Raw genomic sequence first — 15,358 nt, 5'->3', positions numbered from 1 at the left:
TAATCTAGTCAACATTTTCAATCTCCTTGCTAAAAGGTTTTAATACACTTATTTTAATTGTTTAAAATAGTTGGATAATTATTTAAATCCTTTTCATCATCAATATCAGATAGTGTAGGCAAAAGTTTAAAACTGAGATTCAAATTTGAAAGATCAAGCAAGGTTTCTAACAGAACATTTTCAGTACTCCAGGTTTTGTTCTCAAAAAACTGTTTATGGTATTTTTGTAAACCCAATAAGTAATATCCTCCATCCTTTGCTGGACCAATAACAACTTCGTTTTCTTCTAATATTTTAAATGCATTGCTTAGTATATCTTGATTTAATTCAAAACAGTCGCTACCAATAATAACAACTCTTTTATAACCCATTTTAAAGGCATCTATAAATGCATTTGACATCTTTTCTCCTAAGTTTTCTCCCTTTTGTAATAATTTTTTAAAATCACCTTCTCTCCAAATATCATTCTCGTTTATATAATCCGAATAAAAAACTGCCTTATCTGTTTTTATTGCATTGGCAATTTTTAGGGTGTGATCTAATAACAAATGATAAACATTTAAGGCTTTTTCATGACCAATAGACTTAGCAAGCCTTGTTTTTACTTTACCAAGCTCAGGATTTTTAATAAAGATCATTAATAAATTATTACTCAGCATATAAATTAAGCTAAATTACCAGAACAACTCGATCCTGCGCCAGCGGTACATCCGTAACAATGCTGATTTGTTTTAATATTTCTTTTGTTTAGTTTATCAAGATTAAAATTTGAGAGATGTTGAAATTTATTTTCTACATCAATTCTCATTTCAAGCATTTGGTTAAAATCACAATCGTAAATAAATCCATCCCAACTAACAGAAAGCGTATTCCTACACATTACATTTTCTGCAGCAACAGGATTATAAGCATTAAGCAATTTCTCCATGTAATTATCATAATTTTCACTTCGTACAAGATATTCTAAAAATCTGCTTACTGGTAAATTGGTAATTGCATAAAGCTTATTGAAGCTGATATTGTACAAACTTTTTAATTTCCCTTTAAATTCTTTTTCCAATGCCATTTGATCGGGCGGAAGAAATGCTCCTGAAGGATTATAAACAAGGTTTAGTTTTAATTCACTGCCTTCTAATCCATATCCAACTTCATTTAACATGGCTAATGCCATAATTGATTTTTCAAAAACACCATCACCTCTTTGCGAATCTGTTTTTGAAGCCGTAAAATAGGGCAATGAAGAAACAACCTCTATTTTATGTGCTTTAAAAAATTCAGGTAAATCATTGTATTTTTTATTTGCAAGTATGATGGTAAGATTGCAGCGGACAATAATATTTTTATTCAGCTTGGTAAGTTCTTCAACAAACCATCTAAAATAAGGGTTCATCTCTGGAGCACCACCAGTTAAATCAACTGTATGCGCACCTGATTTAGCAATAGCATCCAAGCATAATTGCATGGTGTCTTTTGTCATTATTTCTTTTCTATCAGGACCCGCATCCACATGACAGTGCTTGCAAACCTGATTGCACATTTTACCAAGATTAACCTGAAATATTTCTAATTTATTTGTTGTTAAAGGAAATAAATTTTGTTGTCCAAGTTTTTCTGAAAACATAGTTAATTGTGAACTTCCTAAAAAATTGATTTGATTTTCAGAAGTCGATAAATTATGCTTTAGTGCAAATAGGGATTTTGTACTCATTACATGGATAATTCTTTGTATTTATTCATCATCTGTACTCCATGAACCAAAGCCGCCCCACCTTTAATTGCGGCAGCCACATGAACAGCCTCCATAAGTTGTTGTTCATCACAGCCTTTTTCCATTGTATCTTGAGTATAAGCATCAATACAATAAGGACATTGAACCGCGTGAGCTACTGCAAGAGCTATTAATGATTTTTCTCGAGCTGTTAATGCCCCTTCTTTAAAAACTTCGCCATAGTAATCAAAGAATTTCTTCGACAGATTTGGCTCAAACTCAGAAATATTACCGAACTTTTTAAGATCTTCAGGATTATAATAGGTTTTCATAAATTTTTTTATTTATACAAAAATAAGTAATAAAGCCTTGTTTAATTGTCTTGGTAAAGACAATTCATATACACTCTAATGAACTTTTACGATAAAACAGTTCTAATTTCATTAATTAAGCTAGCAATAAAGGTTGGTTTTGATAAATAAACATTAAGAAATCAATGCCTTAAATGCAAAAGAGCATACTTGAAAATAGCATATACTAAGACAATATCTGCATCGTAATTACAAACACCAGGCCAGCTTGTAGCAATGAATGGCAGATTAAGGTTCATCAAGGGCTTACCTTTCATCAATTTCTTAATAATTATATATCTAAAAATATCCATGGTTTTTTAAAACCCCATTTTCTAACCAGCTCATTTCTAAATACTACGTACTATTTATCCCTCCTCTGGTCGGTGTTGTCACCGTACCAGTCCATTTCTTATTTTTTTCTCCCGCAGATTTAAGGAAATTTTCGTAGAGACGCAGAGACGTGAAATTCATTTTTTTAATAATGGAATACCGCCTTGTCTTTGCGAGGAGGCACGACGAAGCAATCTATATAATTATCCAAAGCCCTAAAATTAATATGTCTAGAATCGGATTGCTTCGGTACCCACGCAATGACAATACCGAATTTTCATCAATTCCTTAATAATTACATTTCTAAAACTCTCCATGGTTTTTAAAAATCCAATTTTCCAATCCACTCATTTCTAAATACTCTGTACTAAATACAACGTACTAATTATCGCTCCTCTAGTCAGAGTTGTCAACGTACCAGCCGCTTTTCCCATTTTCTTTCCTCCGTTATTCTGCGTCTTCACGAGAGCCACATCTTTTGCAAAATGCTTCATAACCTAATTCTAAACAATGTTAGAGCAAAAAATACCTTCAAAATAAACAGAAAGCACCATCTAAGCGCCTAACCCTTGCTAGCTCTCCTGTGCCTTAATTATCCTACAAATCCTCCCTCAAATTCCCAATATTCTTAACACTGAGTCTGGAAGAAATAGCCGATGCAATAATTGAAACCGTTAGAACAGTACCGAAAACAAGAACAAAATCAAAAAACTTAATCGCAACTGGGTATGTATCAATCATCATATTTGCACCGCCCATGCTAATAAAACCGAATTTCTGTTGCAGTAGTATAAAAATCAATCCAACGGCCATTCCTACAATACAACCAAGCATGGAGATCATCATTCCTTCGATAAAGAATATGCCTCGAATAAGGGCTTTATCGGCTCCAAGGCTCGTTAAAATAGCGATATCCTTGCGTTTATCAATCACCAACATGGTCAAAGATCCAATAATATTGAAAATAGCAATAATCAGTACAAAGGTTAAAATGAGGAAGATTGCCCATTTCTCCGAATTCAAGATTTTATAGAGTAATTCATTCTGCTGACTGCGATTTTTGACTATAAAATCCTTACCCAGCAATTTCTCCATATCATCTTGGAAGTCATCAATTTTAACTCCCTTTCGGACATTTATCTCAATATTTGAGACTAGCTTATTCTCACCCATTAATTCTCGCGCAAAGCGGATGGGTACAATCATCGTATTATCAAATTCCTGCTGGGCCATAAATACACCCGATGGATATATCGAGCGGATATTGAATTCATCGGCAGGATTTAGGGAATTAGAAGCACCCTTACGGGGAGAGAATACCTCCAAACTTTGAAATTCATTATCGAGGTTTACCGATAAAAAATTTTGGAGAGCATAGCCAATAACAGCCATCTCTTGACCAGAATGATGAATGGTAAAACTTCCGCTAGAAATGGCCGAATCAAGCGCTGATCTATTCCGTAAAAACCCATCACTAACGCCTTTTATAGAGGCAATCGACTGCGATTCGCCATACCTAACCAAAGCTTTTTCTTGCAATACTTCAGTATAACTGATAGTCCGAGGATCTTCCTTCAAAATTAAAAAAGGACTTGTACTAGGATCAAAAGTCTTGCCTTTTAGAGTTTCGATACGTAAATCGGGACTAAACGTATTGTACATAGAAAGTACAATGGTTTCAAATCCATTAAATACCGATAAAATGATAATTAAAGCGGCGCTACCTACAAAAACACCAAGCATGGAAATCCCCGAAATAAAATTGATTGCATTGACCGATTTCTTCGAAAAGAGATACCTTTTGGCGATATAGTAAGATGTATTCAATTTATAAATAATTGATTTACAATAAATTATTTTATTTCAAAAAAGGATTGTGTTGCTTTTCAAATCCAATACTAGTGGCTGGTCCGTGACCCGGATAAACCCGACAATCATTAGGTAACGAAAATAATTTTTCACGTATATTTTTAATCAATAGTTCATGATTCCCACCAGGCAAATCGGTACGGCCAATGCTTCGGTAAAAAAGCACATCCCCTCCAATTAAAAACTCATCCTTTTGGCAATAAAAACATACATGCGCAGGCGAATGTCCAGGTGCAAAAATGATCTCAAGCTCAGAAGTACCAAACTTGATTGTCCCACTCTCAGGCAAATAAACCTCAGGCAATGGCGAAACTTCATAACGAATTCCCATTTGTGGCGCATAAGAAACTACTGAGTTTAAGACAATTTCTTCACCCTGATGGAATTGAGGTAATAAACCATAGGTATCAAACACAAATTTATTCCCCAAAACATGATCAATATGACAATGTGTATTAAGAAGTAAAACAGGTTTTAATTTATTGTCGGAAATGAATTTCAAAAATTCATTTTGCTCATCTCCAGTATACATTCCAGGATCAATGATCACACATTCTAAGGTTTCATCAAAAAGGATATAGGTGTTTTCCTGATAAGGATTAAATGCGAAAGACTTTATTTGAATCATAAATTAATTTACCTCTTTATAAAAAATGTAGCAAGGGTAAATACCCTTTTTGAAAAAATAATTATCTTAATCAATTAAAACCATGATTATCTCTAGACAAGCGATAAATCATCAAAGCTGCACGCTGAATCAACAAGGGTAATTCCTTCAAATTAATTACTTCACCTGGCTTATGTGCCCCAGAGCCTGATGCTCCTAAACCATCCAAGCAATCTACATATTTAGCAATATCTGATATATCTCCAGCACCGCGTGCGCCAGGATCACCTGCTAAAGTAGCTCCAATGCCCATGTCACGTGTTATTTTATCTAAATAACTTACTAAGTTATAATTTCCTGCTGTAGGCTCCATAGCTGGAAGTCCGTCGGTAAAACGAATACTCGACTTCGTTCCATTTAAACTTCGAGCTGTAATAGCATTCATTTTTTCACGGGCACGATCTCTTTGCGTTTCCGAAATAAATCGTAGATCACCAGCAACATAAGCGGCAGGAGAAATAATATTAGTTTTGCCAATTGCCTCAAGTTTGGCATTTGCATTATCTATTTTTATCTCTGAACCACCACTCATTAATCCAGGATTAAAAGTTAAGTACTTTTCATCTTTCAGTTGCTCTCTAAATTCATTAATAATTCTAGCCGCTTCAAAAATAGCGCCGTGTCCGACACTCTGACTAAAAATTCCTGCCGAATGCCCTGTTTTAGCTTCAACATTAAGTACCCAGCCACCAATTCCTCTACGCGCAACAGCAACTGTATTTAATCCTTGTGCTCCCTCAAAACCTAAAGCAATATCACTCATTTTAGCACGCTCAATAAAATCTTTACGAGCCACCGCATGAGGAAAACCCGAACTTTCCTCATCGCCTGTAAAATAAGCTATAATTTGAGTGTTATCTAATAAACCAAGAGAATGAAGTGCCTTTAAGGCCGAAATAATGACTACATTTCCACCCTTCATGTCATTTACTCCTTGACCAGTAGCCGTACTATCATTTAGTTTGGTATAGGGGCTAAAAGCCATATCTAGTTCAAATACAGTATCTAAATGGCCAATTAAAAATAATCGTTTTCCTTGACTACCCTTCCTAGTGGCCACTAGATGACCTGCTCGGCGTAATGAATCTGGAAGCGACACCCACTCGGTAGAAAAACCAAGCTTATCAAACTCTCTACGATAAACAGAACCAACCTTTTTAACACCCTCCACATTCAGGGTTCCACTATTAATGTTTACCGACTCAATTAAAAGCTCTTCCGACTCGCCAAAATGCTTTTTAATGTGCTCAATAATGTTTTTTTCATCTTGGCTAAGCTGAGCTTGAACACTAGAATGAACCAGAATAATCATTAAAACTGCTAAAATCAACTTCATCATTTTTGCCATTTGAATGTTTTTATCATGTGATCAATATCTTTTTTAATGAAATCAAGCACAGGCTGAATGGAATCAAGACGAGGCTGCTCATTAAAATATAAAGCCCCTCGTAAATAATTATTTGTACTATCGGTCAGGAAAAACTGAACTGAAGAAGCCGTATTTCCATCAATGGAATAATGAATGCCATAAACCCTTTTTTCTGGATAGGAAATCATGGCTTCATCAATAGCGGTAGCTTTAACCGTATGCTTAAATGCAAAAGTTCTAGCATCTTCAACTAAAGAATCAAATTGTTTTCTAGTGCTAAAAGTTTGATAACTTAAATGTACTCGCCCGTTAAACTGTGGGTAATATATATCCATCCAGCAGGGTTTAGCATCCTTTTTTTTATCAGGAATAACACTTGCATAAACTGGAAATTCGAAACTAAAGGGGCAATTACTACTATAGTTCTGATATTTTTTTTCCGGAAGATCAATCTTAAAATAAGCTCGTGGCTTTGGCGAATAATCACTTCCACAGGAAGAAATTAAAATAAAAATAACAAAAAGGCCAATCAAAAATTTACAATTCATCAGCTATTCCAAATTTCCCAGGATTTTTCGGCCTGTAAATGCAACATCTCTAAACCATTTTTAATAGCAGCACCCTTCGCCTTAGCACGTTTAAGAAATTCAGTCTCCACCGGATTATAAACCAAATCGTAAAGCAAATGCTTACTTGTTAAAAATTCATATGGAATTTCTGGGCATTCACTATTGTGGGGGGCAGTACCCACCGGACTTGTATTGATGATTAGGGTATAATCGCTAAGAATATCCGCATCAAGTTTTTTATAAGTCAATTGCTTTCCTGTTGCTCTTCTAGATACTTTTTTAAAAGAAATTCCTAATTTTTTAAGTACATAGGCTACTGCTCTAGATGCACCACCTGTACCTAAAATTAAGGCTTTATGGTGATGCTTTTTTAAAAGAGGTTTCAGAGATTGTTCAAAGGCATAAGCGTCTGTATTATAGCCTTCTAATCTCATTTGCATTGATGATAACTCTCCGCTAAAAAACGCTTCTACTGGCTGACTATTAACAATCTTAATGCAATTTACTGCATCAATCTCTTTGGCTGCAGGATCAACCTTGTCTAAATAAAACATAACCCCAATTTTATGAGGTACAGTTACATTTAAGCCACATAAATCGGGAATTCCATTTATTAATTCAGGTAAATCGCTTAGATTAGGCAAAGGATAAAGCTCATACTCATAACTATCCAAGCCTTCCTTCAAGAATTTTTCTGTAAAATATTTCTTTGAAAAAGAATGCGTTAATGGATATCCAATCAAGCCGTATTTTTTCATATTTAATCTATAAAATTAGGCCCTATCAATTGAATTATTAATTATTTAGCTTCCATATCAAGGAAATGATCAAAAGTATCACTTCTTAAACCCAAACGTAACGTTTCAACTGGAATTACATCTGCAGGAGCAATATTTCCAAGGTTAATATTAGTTCCAATCAATTTAATAAACCATACCTGTTGTGCTTTTTGTGGAGCCTCCCAAATAATAGTTTCAGCAGGTATTTGAGTTAAAATTTCATCAACCAAGCCCTGTCTTACCTCTCCCGAATCTCTGTAGAGTCCAACATTGCCACTCTCACGAGCTTCAGCAATAACTTTCCAAGATCCTGCTTCAATTTCAGCTTTCATTAAGCTAATCCACTTATATGGTGCAAAAATCTTTGCAGCATCCTTTGATCCTACCTCAGAAATAACTGTTACTTGTTCACTCAACTTACGGATATACTCACATTTTTCATCATGAGGAATGCTAATTGATCCATCAGACACCTCTGCAAACTTCATACCGTACTTATCTAAAATCCTACGGTAATCGTCAAACTGATTTCTTATGATAAACGCTTCAAATAATGTACCCCCAAAATAAACAGGAATCTGAGCATCACGATATACCTTTAATTTGTTTTCAAGATTAGGAGTTACATATGAAGTAGCCCAACCTAATTTAACGATATCTGTATGCGGTCCCGCAACTTCTAAGAAATCTTCTATCTGGCGAACACTAAGTCCCTTATCCATAACCATGGTAAGTCCGTTAACACGCGGCTTTTGAAGTCTATCAGGGATATTTTTTAAAGTATAATTCATGTTTTAATCTATTGCTTTAGAATATTTTATCAGTCCAATGTTCAATTTAACATCAAAAAAGGCCTTTTAAATTTTTTGCAAATTTCCGAAAAAAAATTAAGACCTAAGGATTAATAATTTTTTTAGGATTTTAACGAGTATAACGGTTAATGATATCTATAATAACCTTGTTTTCATGCAGCTGAGGCAGATATTCAAAAAGGATATGATGTTTATCAGGATCCGCGTTTAAGGCTGTTTCAAGATAAACAAGCGCTTCCTCAATTTGATGAGCTGCAAAAAGATAAGCTACCATGCGGTAATATAGTTCGGCAGAGTCCGGATTATTTTTTATTCCTTCAGAAATAACTTCAATCGCTTCATCTAGTTTCTCTTGCTCAAATAAAATCGATGAATAATCAAGCCAACCCTCAATATCTACTGGATTTAGCTCCAACACTTTTTCATATGCCTTCTCAGATTCATCCATTTGCTTAAGTTTGTATTGCGCATCCGCAATCGCAAACCAATAATCGGCGTTTTTATCATCAAGATCGAGAGCCTTCTTATAAAAATATAAAGATTCAAAATATCGCTCCTCAAAGTCGAGGGTTACACCAATTCCAAACCAAGCATCCGATTGAGTGGGATCAAGTTTAACAGCTTTTTTATAGTATGAACGAGCTTCATCCATACGCTCAAGCTTTTCATAACACTCGCCAATGGCGGTATAAGTATCGCCACTTGGCGGTTCATACTCAAAAGTGTGTTTATAAACCTCAATCGCCTCGCTATAACGATCCAAATTTACTAAGGCATTACCCTTATTAAAAAAGGCAGAAGCAAAATTGTCCTTGATTAGGATTGCATAGTCATAGGCATCGATCGCCTTTTCATACAAATCCATTTTATTGAAAGCATTTCCTAAATTATACCATGCAGCATAAGAATAAGGTTCATTATTAATATATTGTTCGTAAAATTTAATGCTTTCTTCCTGCTTATCGAGTACATCATAACAAAATGCAAGTTCATAAAGAGCATCTTGATTTTCCATGTTCTGCTCCAAACATCGCTTTAAATAAATTACCGCATTCTCATAATCGCCCATACTTTGATAAACATAGGCAATATGAAGTAATATCTCATCGGTGTTTTCTGCAAGCTCAAGCGCCTTTTCATAATTCTCTAAAGCATCCTGATTACGCTCTAAACCTTCGTAAATATTTCCCCTAATTGTGTAGATATCCGCGTCAGATGGTTCCAACATTTCAGCCTTGTTTAAAGATTCAAATGCCTGATCAAACTGATTGGTAGCCAAATATAATTGTGCCTGCTTAATGGAAAATACTGCTGCAAATGGGTGTTGATTGATTGCATATTCAGATACCTGAAGCGCTTTTATCGGATCATTTTTTTCAACATAATATTCAATGATACTTTCAAATGCCTGCGCATCAAAAAAGTATTGATCCTGATTACGGATCATTTCTTCATATCTTTCTACCGAAAATCTGGGATCTTCGGAAAAACCAAACTCGAAATCTTCTTCCATCCTAAAATTATTCCCCTTTAAATACTCCTATGCCTACTAAATAAAAACCGGGTAATTTCAATTTATTAATTTAAGATAAATGAATAAATTCTCCACTTTTATTTTTCCACATCCTCACAAGCTAATGTATCTTTTGCCTGAATAGAATTTTTTAGCTGTTGTTAGAGTAGCTTATTGTTTAATTTGGTAAATACCCTTGAGGGGAAATGCTTAACTTTACAAAAATACGAAATTTTATGCATATAGACATCATTCCGATATTACATAACCTTGGGATAGAAGCTGTTAATCATGCTTCAAGCACAGGTAAACTATGGTCAAGCGCTGATTCAACAGCGCCAAGCACTATCCATTCTCCTGTGGATGGGAAAGCAATTGCTAAAGTATATTTTGCAAAGCATGCCGATTATGAAAATACTCTCGACAGTGCTAAAAAAGCATTTAAAATCTGGAATACTTGGCCCGCACCAAAAAGAGGTGAAGTTATTCGCCAATTAGGCGATGCTCTTCGAAATAAAAAAGAAGATTTAGGTAAGCTCGTTAGCTATGAAATGGGTAAAAGTCTACAAGAAGGTTATGGCGAAGTGCAAGAAATGATCGATATCTGCGATTTTGCTGTCGGATTATCACGTCAATTATACGGCCTAACCATGCACTCCGAACGTCCGGCACATCGCATGTATGAACAATGGCACCCTATGGGAGTGGTAGGAATAATTTCAGCCTTTAACTTTCCCGTTGCCGTTTGGGCTTGGAATGCTACGCTCGCTCTAGTCTGTGGAAATGTTTGCGTTTGGAAACCCTCCGAGAAAACTCCACTTACCGCAATTGCATGCCAGCATATTATTCAACAAGTATTTGAAGCTAATGGTGTGCCTGAAGGGACTTCCAATTTAATAATTGGTGAGCGTAGCATTGGTGAGCTAATGAGTCATGATAAACGTATCGGACTCTTATCCGCAACAGGTTCTACCCGCATGGGAAAAGCTGTAGGCGCAGCAGTAGGAGCCCGTTTAGGTCGTAGCTTGTTGGAACTTGGTGGAAATAATGCCATTATCATATCTAAAGATGCCGACCTCGACATGTCATTGGTTGGTGCAGTTTTTGGAGCAGTAGGTACAGCTGGTCAGAGATGTACCTCAACACGTCGTCTTATAATCCACGAAAGTGTGTACAATACTTTTATAGATAAATTGGTAAATGCCTACAAACAATTAAAAATTGGTAACCCGCTCGATCAAAATATGCATGTCGGTCCGCTAATCGATAAAGACGCCGTAAATAATTACCTCAATGCCATTGAAAAATGTAAAGCTGAAGGTGGTAATTTTATTGTTGAAGGTGGTGCTCTCGAAGGAAGTAGTTACGAATCAGGCTGCTATGTAAAGCCATGCATCGCTGAAGCTCAAAATAATTTTGAAATTGTTCAGCATGAAACTTTTGCACCAATACTTTATCTAATGAAATACAAAACTTTAGATGAGGCTATTGCTATGCAGAATGATGTTCCGCAGGGACTTTCATCAGCAATTATGACCCTAAATTTGAGAGAAGCTGAGCAATTTTTATCATATGCTGGATCAGATTGTGGAATTGCTAATGTTAATATTGGGACTTCTGGTGCCGAAATTGGTGGTGCGTTTGGTGGCGAAAAGGAAACAGGAGGTGGTAGAGAATCAGGTTCTGATGCTTGGAAAGCTTATATGCGCCGACAAACAAATACAATCAATTATTCAGACAAATTGCCTTTAGCTCAAGGGATTAAGTTTGATTTTTAATTTAAGCAGGGCTACATAGCTTTTAATTCACCAAAAGCTTGTAGCCCTTACCATGAACATTGATTATCTCAACCTTTGGATCTTCTTTGAGATACTTTCTTAATTTGCTCAAAAATACATCCATACTACGACCATTGAAATAATTATCATCGTGCCAGATGCTTAATAATGCCTCCTCACGAGTCAAAACCTGATTTTTCTTCAGGCATAATAAACGAAGTAGCTCGGCTTCTTTTGTAGATACTTTTTGCTGTGTATCACCATGAAAAATCAATTGGGCCGTATAATCGAATTTATAATTGCCAATCTCGAATTTTGAAGGAAGATCTGCCGAATTAGATTCTCCATGCTCTGACACTCGTTTAAGCAAAGCATTTACTCGTAACAGTAATTCCTCAATCCGAAATGGCTTGGTGATATAATCATCCCCACCTAAATTATAGGCCTCTGATTTATCCTCAATCATCGCCTTTGCAGTAGCAAATATGATAGGAATACTAGGGTTTATACGCCTGATTTCTTTACCCAATGTAAATCCATCCTTCTTAGGCATCATCACATCCAAAATGCATATATCAAAATGCTCCTTAGTAAAAGCGCGAAATGCCTCTTCTCCATCACGGCAAAGTACAACCTCAAATTTCCCCTTCAGCTGAAGGTAATCCTGTAAAAGCATGCCCAAATTAGGATCATCTTCGGCTAATAAAACTCTTTTCATATGCATAATCCCCCGAAAGGATAGAAAATTTTAAGAAACATTCAACAAAAACTATGCTAAAGCCTTTATTGGCAGACTAATTTCAAACTCAGAACCTACATCCTTTTCACTTTTAACCTTTATCGTCCCATTGAGCCGCTTTACAATATTATTAACATAGCTCAAGCCCAAGCCAAATCCCTTCACATCATGTAAATTGCCTGTCGGAATACGGTAAAATTGATCAAATATTTTCGATAATTGATCTTTACTCATCCCAATACCTTTATCAGATACCTTAATAATTAGACTTTTTGCCGTGTTTTGAGTACTAATTTTTATTTGAGGGTTCTCGGGACTGTATTTATTGGCATTATCTAATAAATTGAAAATTACATTCGATAAATGTAGTTCATCGCCCATAACTGTTGCATAATTTGCATTAAGTTGGAGCTCAATCTTCGCATTTCGTTTTTCCAATTGCAAAGACATGCTATCTACAATTGCAGCAAGCAGATCGTTCATTTCTACTTCTTTATGCTCCAGCTTAAGATCGCCCTTTTCAATTTTAGCAATGTTTAATACCCTTTCGATATGACTTCCTAAACGAACATTTTCATCATAAATAATATTAGCCAAGCGGTCTATACTCCTTTTATCAGAAGTAAGTTCCGGATCTTTTAAAGCTTCACTAGCTATCATGATAGTCGCTACCGGAGTTTTAAACTCATGTGTCATATTATTAATGAAGTCTGTTTTCATTTCAGAAATCTTTTTCTGCATCAATATAGAATGAATGGTATAGCCGAAACTAAAAATTAAAACCAGCAATAAAGCACCTGAAAGTCCCATCATTGCCGTTAAATTGGAAAGAATGATGTTGTTTTTATTAGGGAAATTAATGGTCAACATTCCCGAATCACGAATCATATCTTTCGGAAAAAGTGGCGTTTCATAACTATTGGAAGGCAAAAAACCAGATTTTGTTGAAGCACGAAGAAATATAACTGTATCGCGCTTAGCCGAGCTCACTTTAAAATCAAAATCACTAAAAATTGAAAGACTTCTCAATTCCGCACGAAGCATCGAATCAAGTGTTTGTGGATGTACCCTCCTACTCAAAGGCACATTTACTTCGCTATACTCCTGATAAAGATCTTTAAATACCTCCTCCTTATCATTTTTCCCAGCTGCAAAAAACTTCTCTACCTTTTGGGCCGTATTTTCAACTTCTGGCTCAGTCCTAAGAAAATTTTTAATCCTTGGTCGAGGTATTGTACGTAAAAAAGTCCCCTCAATCGGATCTACAACGATGTATTGTGTAACAGAATCAGCTAATAAATTATTCGTGTTCAAATTATTTCCTGTCAAAGCCCTAGAAATAGTACGCCTTGTTTCCTCATGAACCTGCCCAAAAGCATCTTCCACCTGAAAAACATCCACTTGAAAGTTATACTTAAGATCTTTTAAATCCGTCTGACTAATTACATCATTAAAAGAGAAAACGACTGGGTATTTTGCTCTTAACATGCTATCCCGCAGCCTAAAAATACTGTCTGCCCTACTTTGCTCCCTAGCTAAATATTTTTCATCTGACAGTCTCGGTCTTTTTTGAAAATTTTTTTTCAGCTTTTGTACTTCGCTTACAAATTGGGGCTGCTGTTGAACTGTATTAGTTGAAGGTATCATCATCTCAACCTTCTTCTCCAAAAAACTATTTGCATCGCTTTTAGCTAAACGATCCACCACATTTTTTAGCGCCTCATGAACAGATTGATCAAATAATCGCGATTGTAGCTGATATGATTGTCTGAAAAAATACAATTGCATAGCCATAACACCAACTAAGGCAATGCTCATTAATACAATAATTAAACTGATACTCTTCCGTTTCATGACAATCAAAAATACGCAACATGCTCTTTGTCAGCTTAGTTTTAACATTTTTTAACAAAGCATTAACAAAATCAAAGAAAATCGCTTTTTATTTTTGATGAGTAAAAATTAAAAAGATTGTTAATGCATTAATTGCATCAATCAATTAAAAAAGAAACTTATGAAAAGATATCTCCTAAATCCCCATTTGCTGTTAATGGCTTTTTCCGTTTTTATTATCGCAAGCTCTAGCTCATCGGTAAATGCTCAAAATGAAAAAAGAATTATTAGAAGTATCATCATCACAAATGGTGATACCATTATTAATGGGCAAAAATTAAATGATGCAAAAGCCGAAGATCGTATTCGACTGAGAAAAGAACTCAAAGAAATGGGTCAGGATATGGATGGCATAACAGAAAATAGCGTAATCATCAAAAAGAGAAATAGCAAAGAACCCTTGGTATTACATTGGAATGATGAGAGAGATGGGGAAGCTGAGCTAGATCTTAATAATCGCAAAAAAAGTGATGTTCGCATATTTAAATTCGATGGGAAAGAAATGAATATCGATTCATTAATGAATGGCTTTGGTTTTAAAATCGACGGACTAGATAGTAATTTAAGGCAGCGTAGCATCACTGCCGAGCGAAATTTCCGAGAAAGACAACCAAGTATGGGACTTAGAGCAAATCCCGAGCGATCAGCACTTAGAACTCCTTTTCATGTAGTTGAAGACATAAAAAACACTTCCTCATTTAGCTATAATTATATTGATAAAGACGGAATCCCAAGCAAAATGAATATCCGCATCTCTGATATTGAGAAAGTACATGCAGAGAAAATAACAGGAATAAAAGATGCCATTACTGATTTAAAAGTGGAAGATCTTACACTTTTTCCTAATTTTTCGAGCGGCAAAATGGGGATTTCATTTAATGTATCAAACAACACTCCATTAAAGCTTAAGATCCTTAACAGTGAATTTAAGCAGGTTTATAGTGATGAAGCGAGCAGTTTTAACGGAAATTATAGCAAG

General features: G+C 35.4%; 15 protein-coding genes. 2 read left to right on the top strand and 13 right to left on the bottom strand.

The features are described from left to right. Nucleotides 1-53 precede the first annotated feature (53 nt). The 11 genes from ACIQ0D_RS07025 to ACIQ0D_RS06975 form a co-directional block, all read right to left on the bottom strand. The gene (locus tag ACIQ0D_RS07025) at nt 54-638 is read right to left on the bottom strand and encodes a TIGR04282 family arsenosugar biosynthesis glycosyltransferase (protein WP_395804089.1); all 585 of its coding nucleotides are present in this window, start codon (nt 636-638) and stop codon (nt 54-56) included. A 26-nt stretch (nt 639-664) separates the two neighbouring features. Beyond that, nucleotides 665-1,621 carry an arsenosugar biosynthesis radical SAM (seleno)protein ArsS gene (gene arsS, locus ACIQ0D_RS07020; protein ID WP_395804091.1) on the bottom strand — a complete coding sequence of 319 codons (957 nt, stop codon included), beginning with the start codon at nt 1,619-1,621 and terminating at the stop codon, nt 665-667. Nucleotides 1,622-1,707: 86 nt separating this feature from the next. Next, nucleotides 1,708-2,040, bottom strand: a complete 333-nt coding sequence (locus ACIQ0D_RS07015; RefSeq protein ID WP_395804087.1) for an arsenosugar biosynthesis-associated peroxidase-like protein — start codon at nt 2,038-2,040, stop codon at nt 1,708-1,710. A 161-nt stretch (nt 2,041-2,201) separates the two neighbouring features. Continuing rightward, a complete protein-coding gene (locus tag ACIQ0D_RS07010) occupies nt 2,202-2,336 on the bottom strand; it encodes a hypothetical protein (protein ID WP_395804085.1) in 135 nt (44 codons plus the stop codon). 652 nt (nt 2,337-2,988) lie between these two features. After that, the gene (locus tag ACIQ0D_RS07005; RefSeq protein ID WP_395804083.1) at nt 2,989-4,218 is read right to left on the bottom strand and encodes an FtsX-like permease family protein; all 1,230 of its coding nucleotides are present in this window, start codon (nt 4,216-4,218) and stop codon (nt 2,989-2,991) included. Between the two features lie 31 nt (nt 4,219-4,249). Continuing rightward, the gene (locus ACIQ0D_RS07000; protein ID WP_395804081.1) at nt 4,250-4,888 is read right to left on the bottom strand and encodes an MBL fold metallo-hydrolase; all 639 of its coding nucleotides are present in this window, start codon (nt 4,886-4,888) and stop codon (nt 4,250-4,252) included. A gap of 70 nt (nt 4,889-4,958) precedes the next feature. Continuing rightward, on the bottom strand, nt 4,959-6,266 hold the full coding sequence (locus tag ACIQ0D_RS06995; RefSeq protein WP_395804079.1) for a M20/M25/M40 family metallo-hydrolase: 1,308 nt from the start codon (nt 6,264-6,266) through the stop codon (nt 4,959-4,961). Continuing rightward, nucleotides 6,263-6,844 (bottom strand): gliding motility lipoprotein GldD, encoded by a 582-nt coding sequence (gene gldD / locus ACIQ0D_RS06990; protein WP_395804077.1) that lies wholly within the window; start codon nt 6,842-6,844, stop codon nt 6,263-6,265. Before gldD ends, ACIQ0D_RS06995 begins: the two co-directional genes overlap by 4 nt. Continuing rightward, complete coding sequence (locus tag ACIQ0D_RS06985; RefSeq protein WP_395804075.1) at nt 6,844-7,623, bottom strand: shikimate dehydrogenase family protein; 780 nt, start codon at nt 7,621-7,623, stop codon at nt 6,844-6,846. The genes gldD and ACIQ0D_RS06985 overlap by 1 nt, the downstream gene beginning before the upstream one ends. A gap of 41 nt (nt 7,624-7,664) precedes the next feature. Beyond that, nucleotides 7,665-8,435, bottom strand: coding sequence for a phosphosulfolactate synthase (locus tag ACIQ0D_RS06980; protein WP_395804073.1), 771 nt, complete (start codon nt 8,433-8,435; stop codon nt 7,665-7,667). 130 nt (nt 8,436-8,565) lie between these two features. Continuing rightward, nucleotides 8,566-9,969 (bottom strand): tetratricopeptide repeat protein, encoded by a 1,404-nt coding sequence (locus tag ACIQ0D_RS06975; protein WP_395804071.1) that lies wholly within the window; start codon nt 9,967-9,969, stop codon nt 8,566-8,568. Between the two features lie 236 nt (nt 9,970-10,205). On the opposite strand from ACIQ0D_RS06975, the gene ACIQ0D_RS06970 reads away from it, so the two are divergent. Continuing rightward, on the top strand, nt 10,206-11,747 hold the full coding sequence (locus ACIQ0D_RS06970) for an aldehyde dehydrogenase family protein (RefSeq protein ID WP_395804069.1): 1,542 nt from the start codon (nt 10,206-10,208) through the stop codon (nt 11,745-11,747). A gap of 22 nt (nt 11,748-11,769) precedes the next feature. Here ACIQ0D_RS06970 and ACIQ0D_RS06965 read toward each other — a convergent pair whose 3' ends face one another. Beyond that, nucleotides 11,770-12,465 carry a response regulator transcription factor gene (locus ACIQ0D_RS06965; protein ID WP_395804067.1) on the bottom strand — a complete coding sequence of 232 codons (696 nt, stop codon included), beginning with the start codon at nt 12,463-12,465 and terminating at the stop codon, nt 11,770-11,772. 51 nt (nt 12,466-12,516) lie between these two features. Further along, a complete protein-coding gene (locus ACIQ0D_RS06960) occupies nt 12,517-14,340 on the bottom strand; it encodes a sensor histidine kinase (protein WP_395804065.1) in 1,824 nt (607 codons plus the stop codon). A 160-nt stretch (nt 14,341-14,500) separates the two neighbouring features. On the opposite strand from ACIQ0D_RS06960, the gene ACIQ0D_RS06955 reads away from it, so the two are divergent. Then, the coding region (locus ACIQ0D_RS06955) for a hypothetical protein (protein WP_395804063.1) at nt 14,501-15,358 on the top strand (858 nt) is incomplete at its 3' end.

Source organism: Daejeonella sp., from assembly GCF_044342615.1.
In the GTDB taxonomy this organism is placed as follows: domain Bacteria; phylum Bacteroidota; class Bacteroidia; order Sphingobacteriales; family Sphingobacteriaceae; genus Daejeonella.
The sequence above is the reverse complement of the archived record's forward strand: the minus strand, read 5'-3'. Positions and strand labels throughout refer to the sequence as shown.

Bases quoted from the DNA above. Each gene is read 5' to 3' on its own strand.
- ACIQ0D_RS07025 (WP_395804089.1), bottom strand. From the start codon at position 638: ATGATCTTTATTAAAAATCCTGAGCTTGGTAAAGTAAAAACAAGGCTT.
- arsS (WP_395804091.1), bottom strand. From the start codon at position 1,621: ATGTTTTCAGAAAAACTTGGACAACAAAATTTATTTCCTTTAACAACA.
- ACIQ0D_RS07015 (WP_395804087.1), bottom strand. From the start codon at position 2,040: ATGAAAACCTATTATAATCCTGAAGATCTTAAAAAGTTCGGTAATATT.
- ACIQ0D_RS07010 (WP_395804085.1), bottom strand. From the start codon at position 2,336: ATGAAAGGTAAGCCCTTGATGAACCTTAATCTGCCATTCATTGCTACA.
- ACIQ0D_RS07000 (WP_395804081.1), bottom strand. From the start codon at position 4,888: ATGATTCAAATAAAGTCTTTCGCATTTAATCCTTATCAGGAAAACACC.
- ACIQ0D_RS06995 (WP_395804079.1), bottom strand. From the start codon at position 6,266: ATGATGAAGTTGATTTTAGCAGTTTTAATGATTATTCTGGTTCATTCT.
- gldD (WP_395804077.1), bottom strand. From the start codon at position 6,844: ATGAATTGTAAATTTTTGATTGGCCTTTTTGTTATTTTTATTTTAATT.
- ACIQ0D_RS06985 (WP_395804075.1), bottom strand. From the start codon at position 7,623: ATGAAAAAATACGGCTTGATTGGATATCCATTAACGCATTCTTTTTCA.
- ACIQ0D_RS06980 (WP_395804073.1), bottom strand. From the start codon at position 8,435: ATGAATTATACTTTAAAAAATATCCCTGATAGACTTCAAAAGCCGCGT.
- ACIQ0D_RS06975 (WP_395804071.1), bottom strand. From the start codon at position 9,969: ATGGAAGAAGATTTCGAGTTTGGTTTTTCCGAAGATCCCAGATTTTCG.
- ACIQ0D_RS06970 (WP_395804069.1), top strand. From the start codon at position 10,206: ATGCATATAGACATCATTCCGATATTACATAACCTTGGGATAGAAGCT.
- ACIQ0D_RS06965 (WP_395804067.1), bottom strand. From the start codon at position 12,465: ATGAAAAGAGTTTTATTAGCCGAAGATGATCCTAATTTGGGCATGCTT.
- ACIQ0D_RS06960 (WP_395804065.1), bottom strand. From the start codon at position 14,340: ATGAAACGGAAGAGTATCAGTTTAATTATTGTATTAATGAGCATTGCC.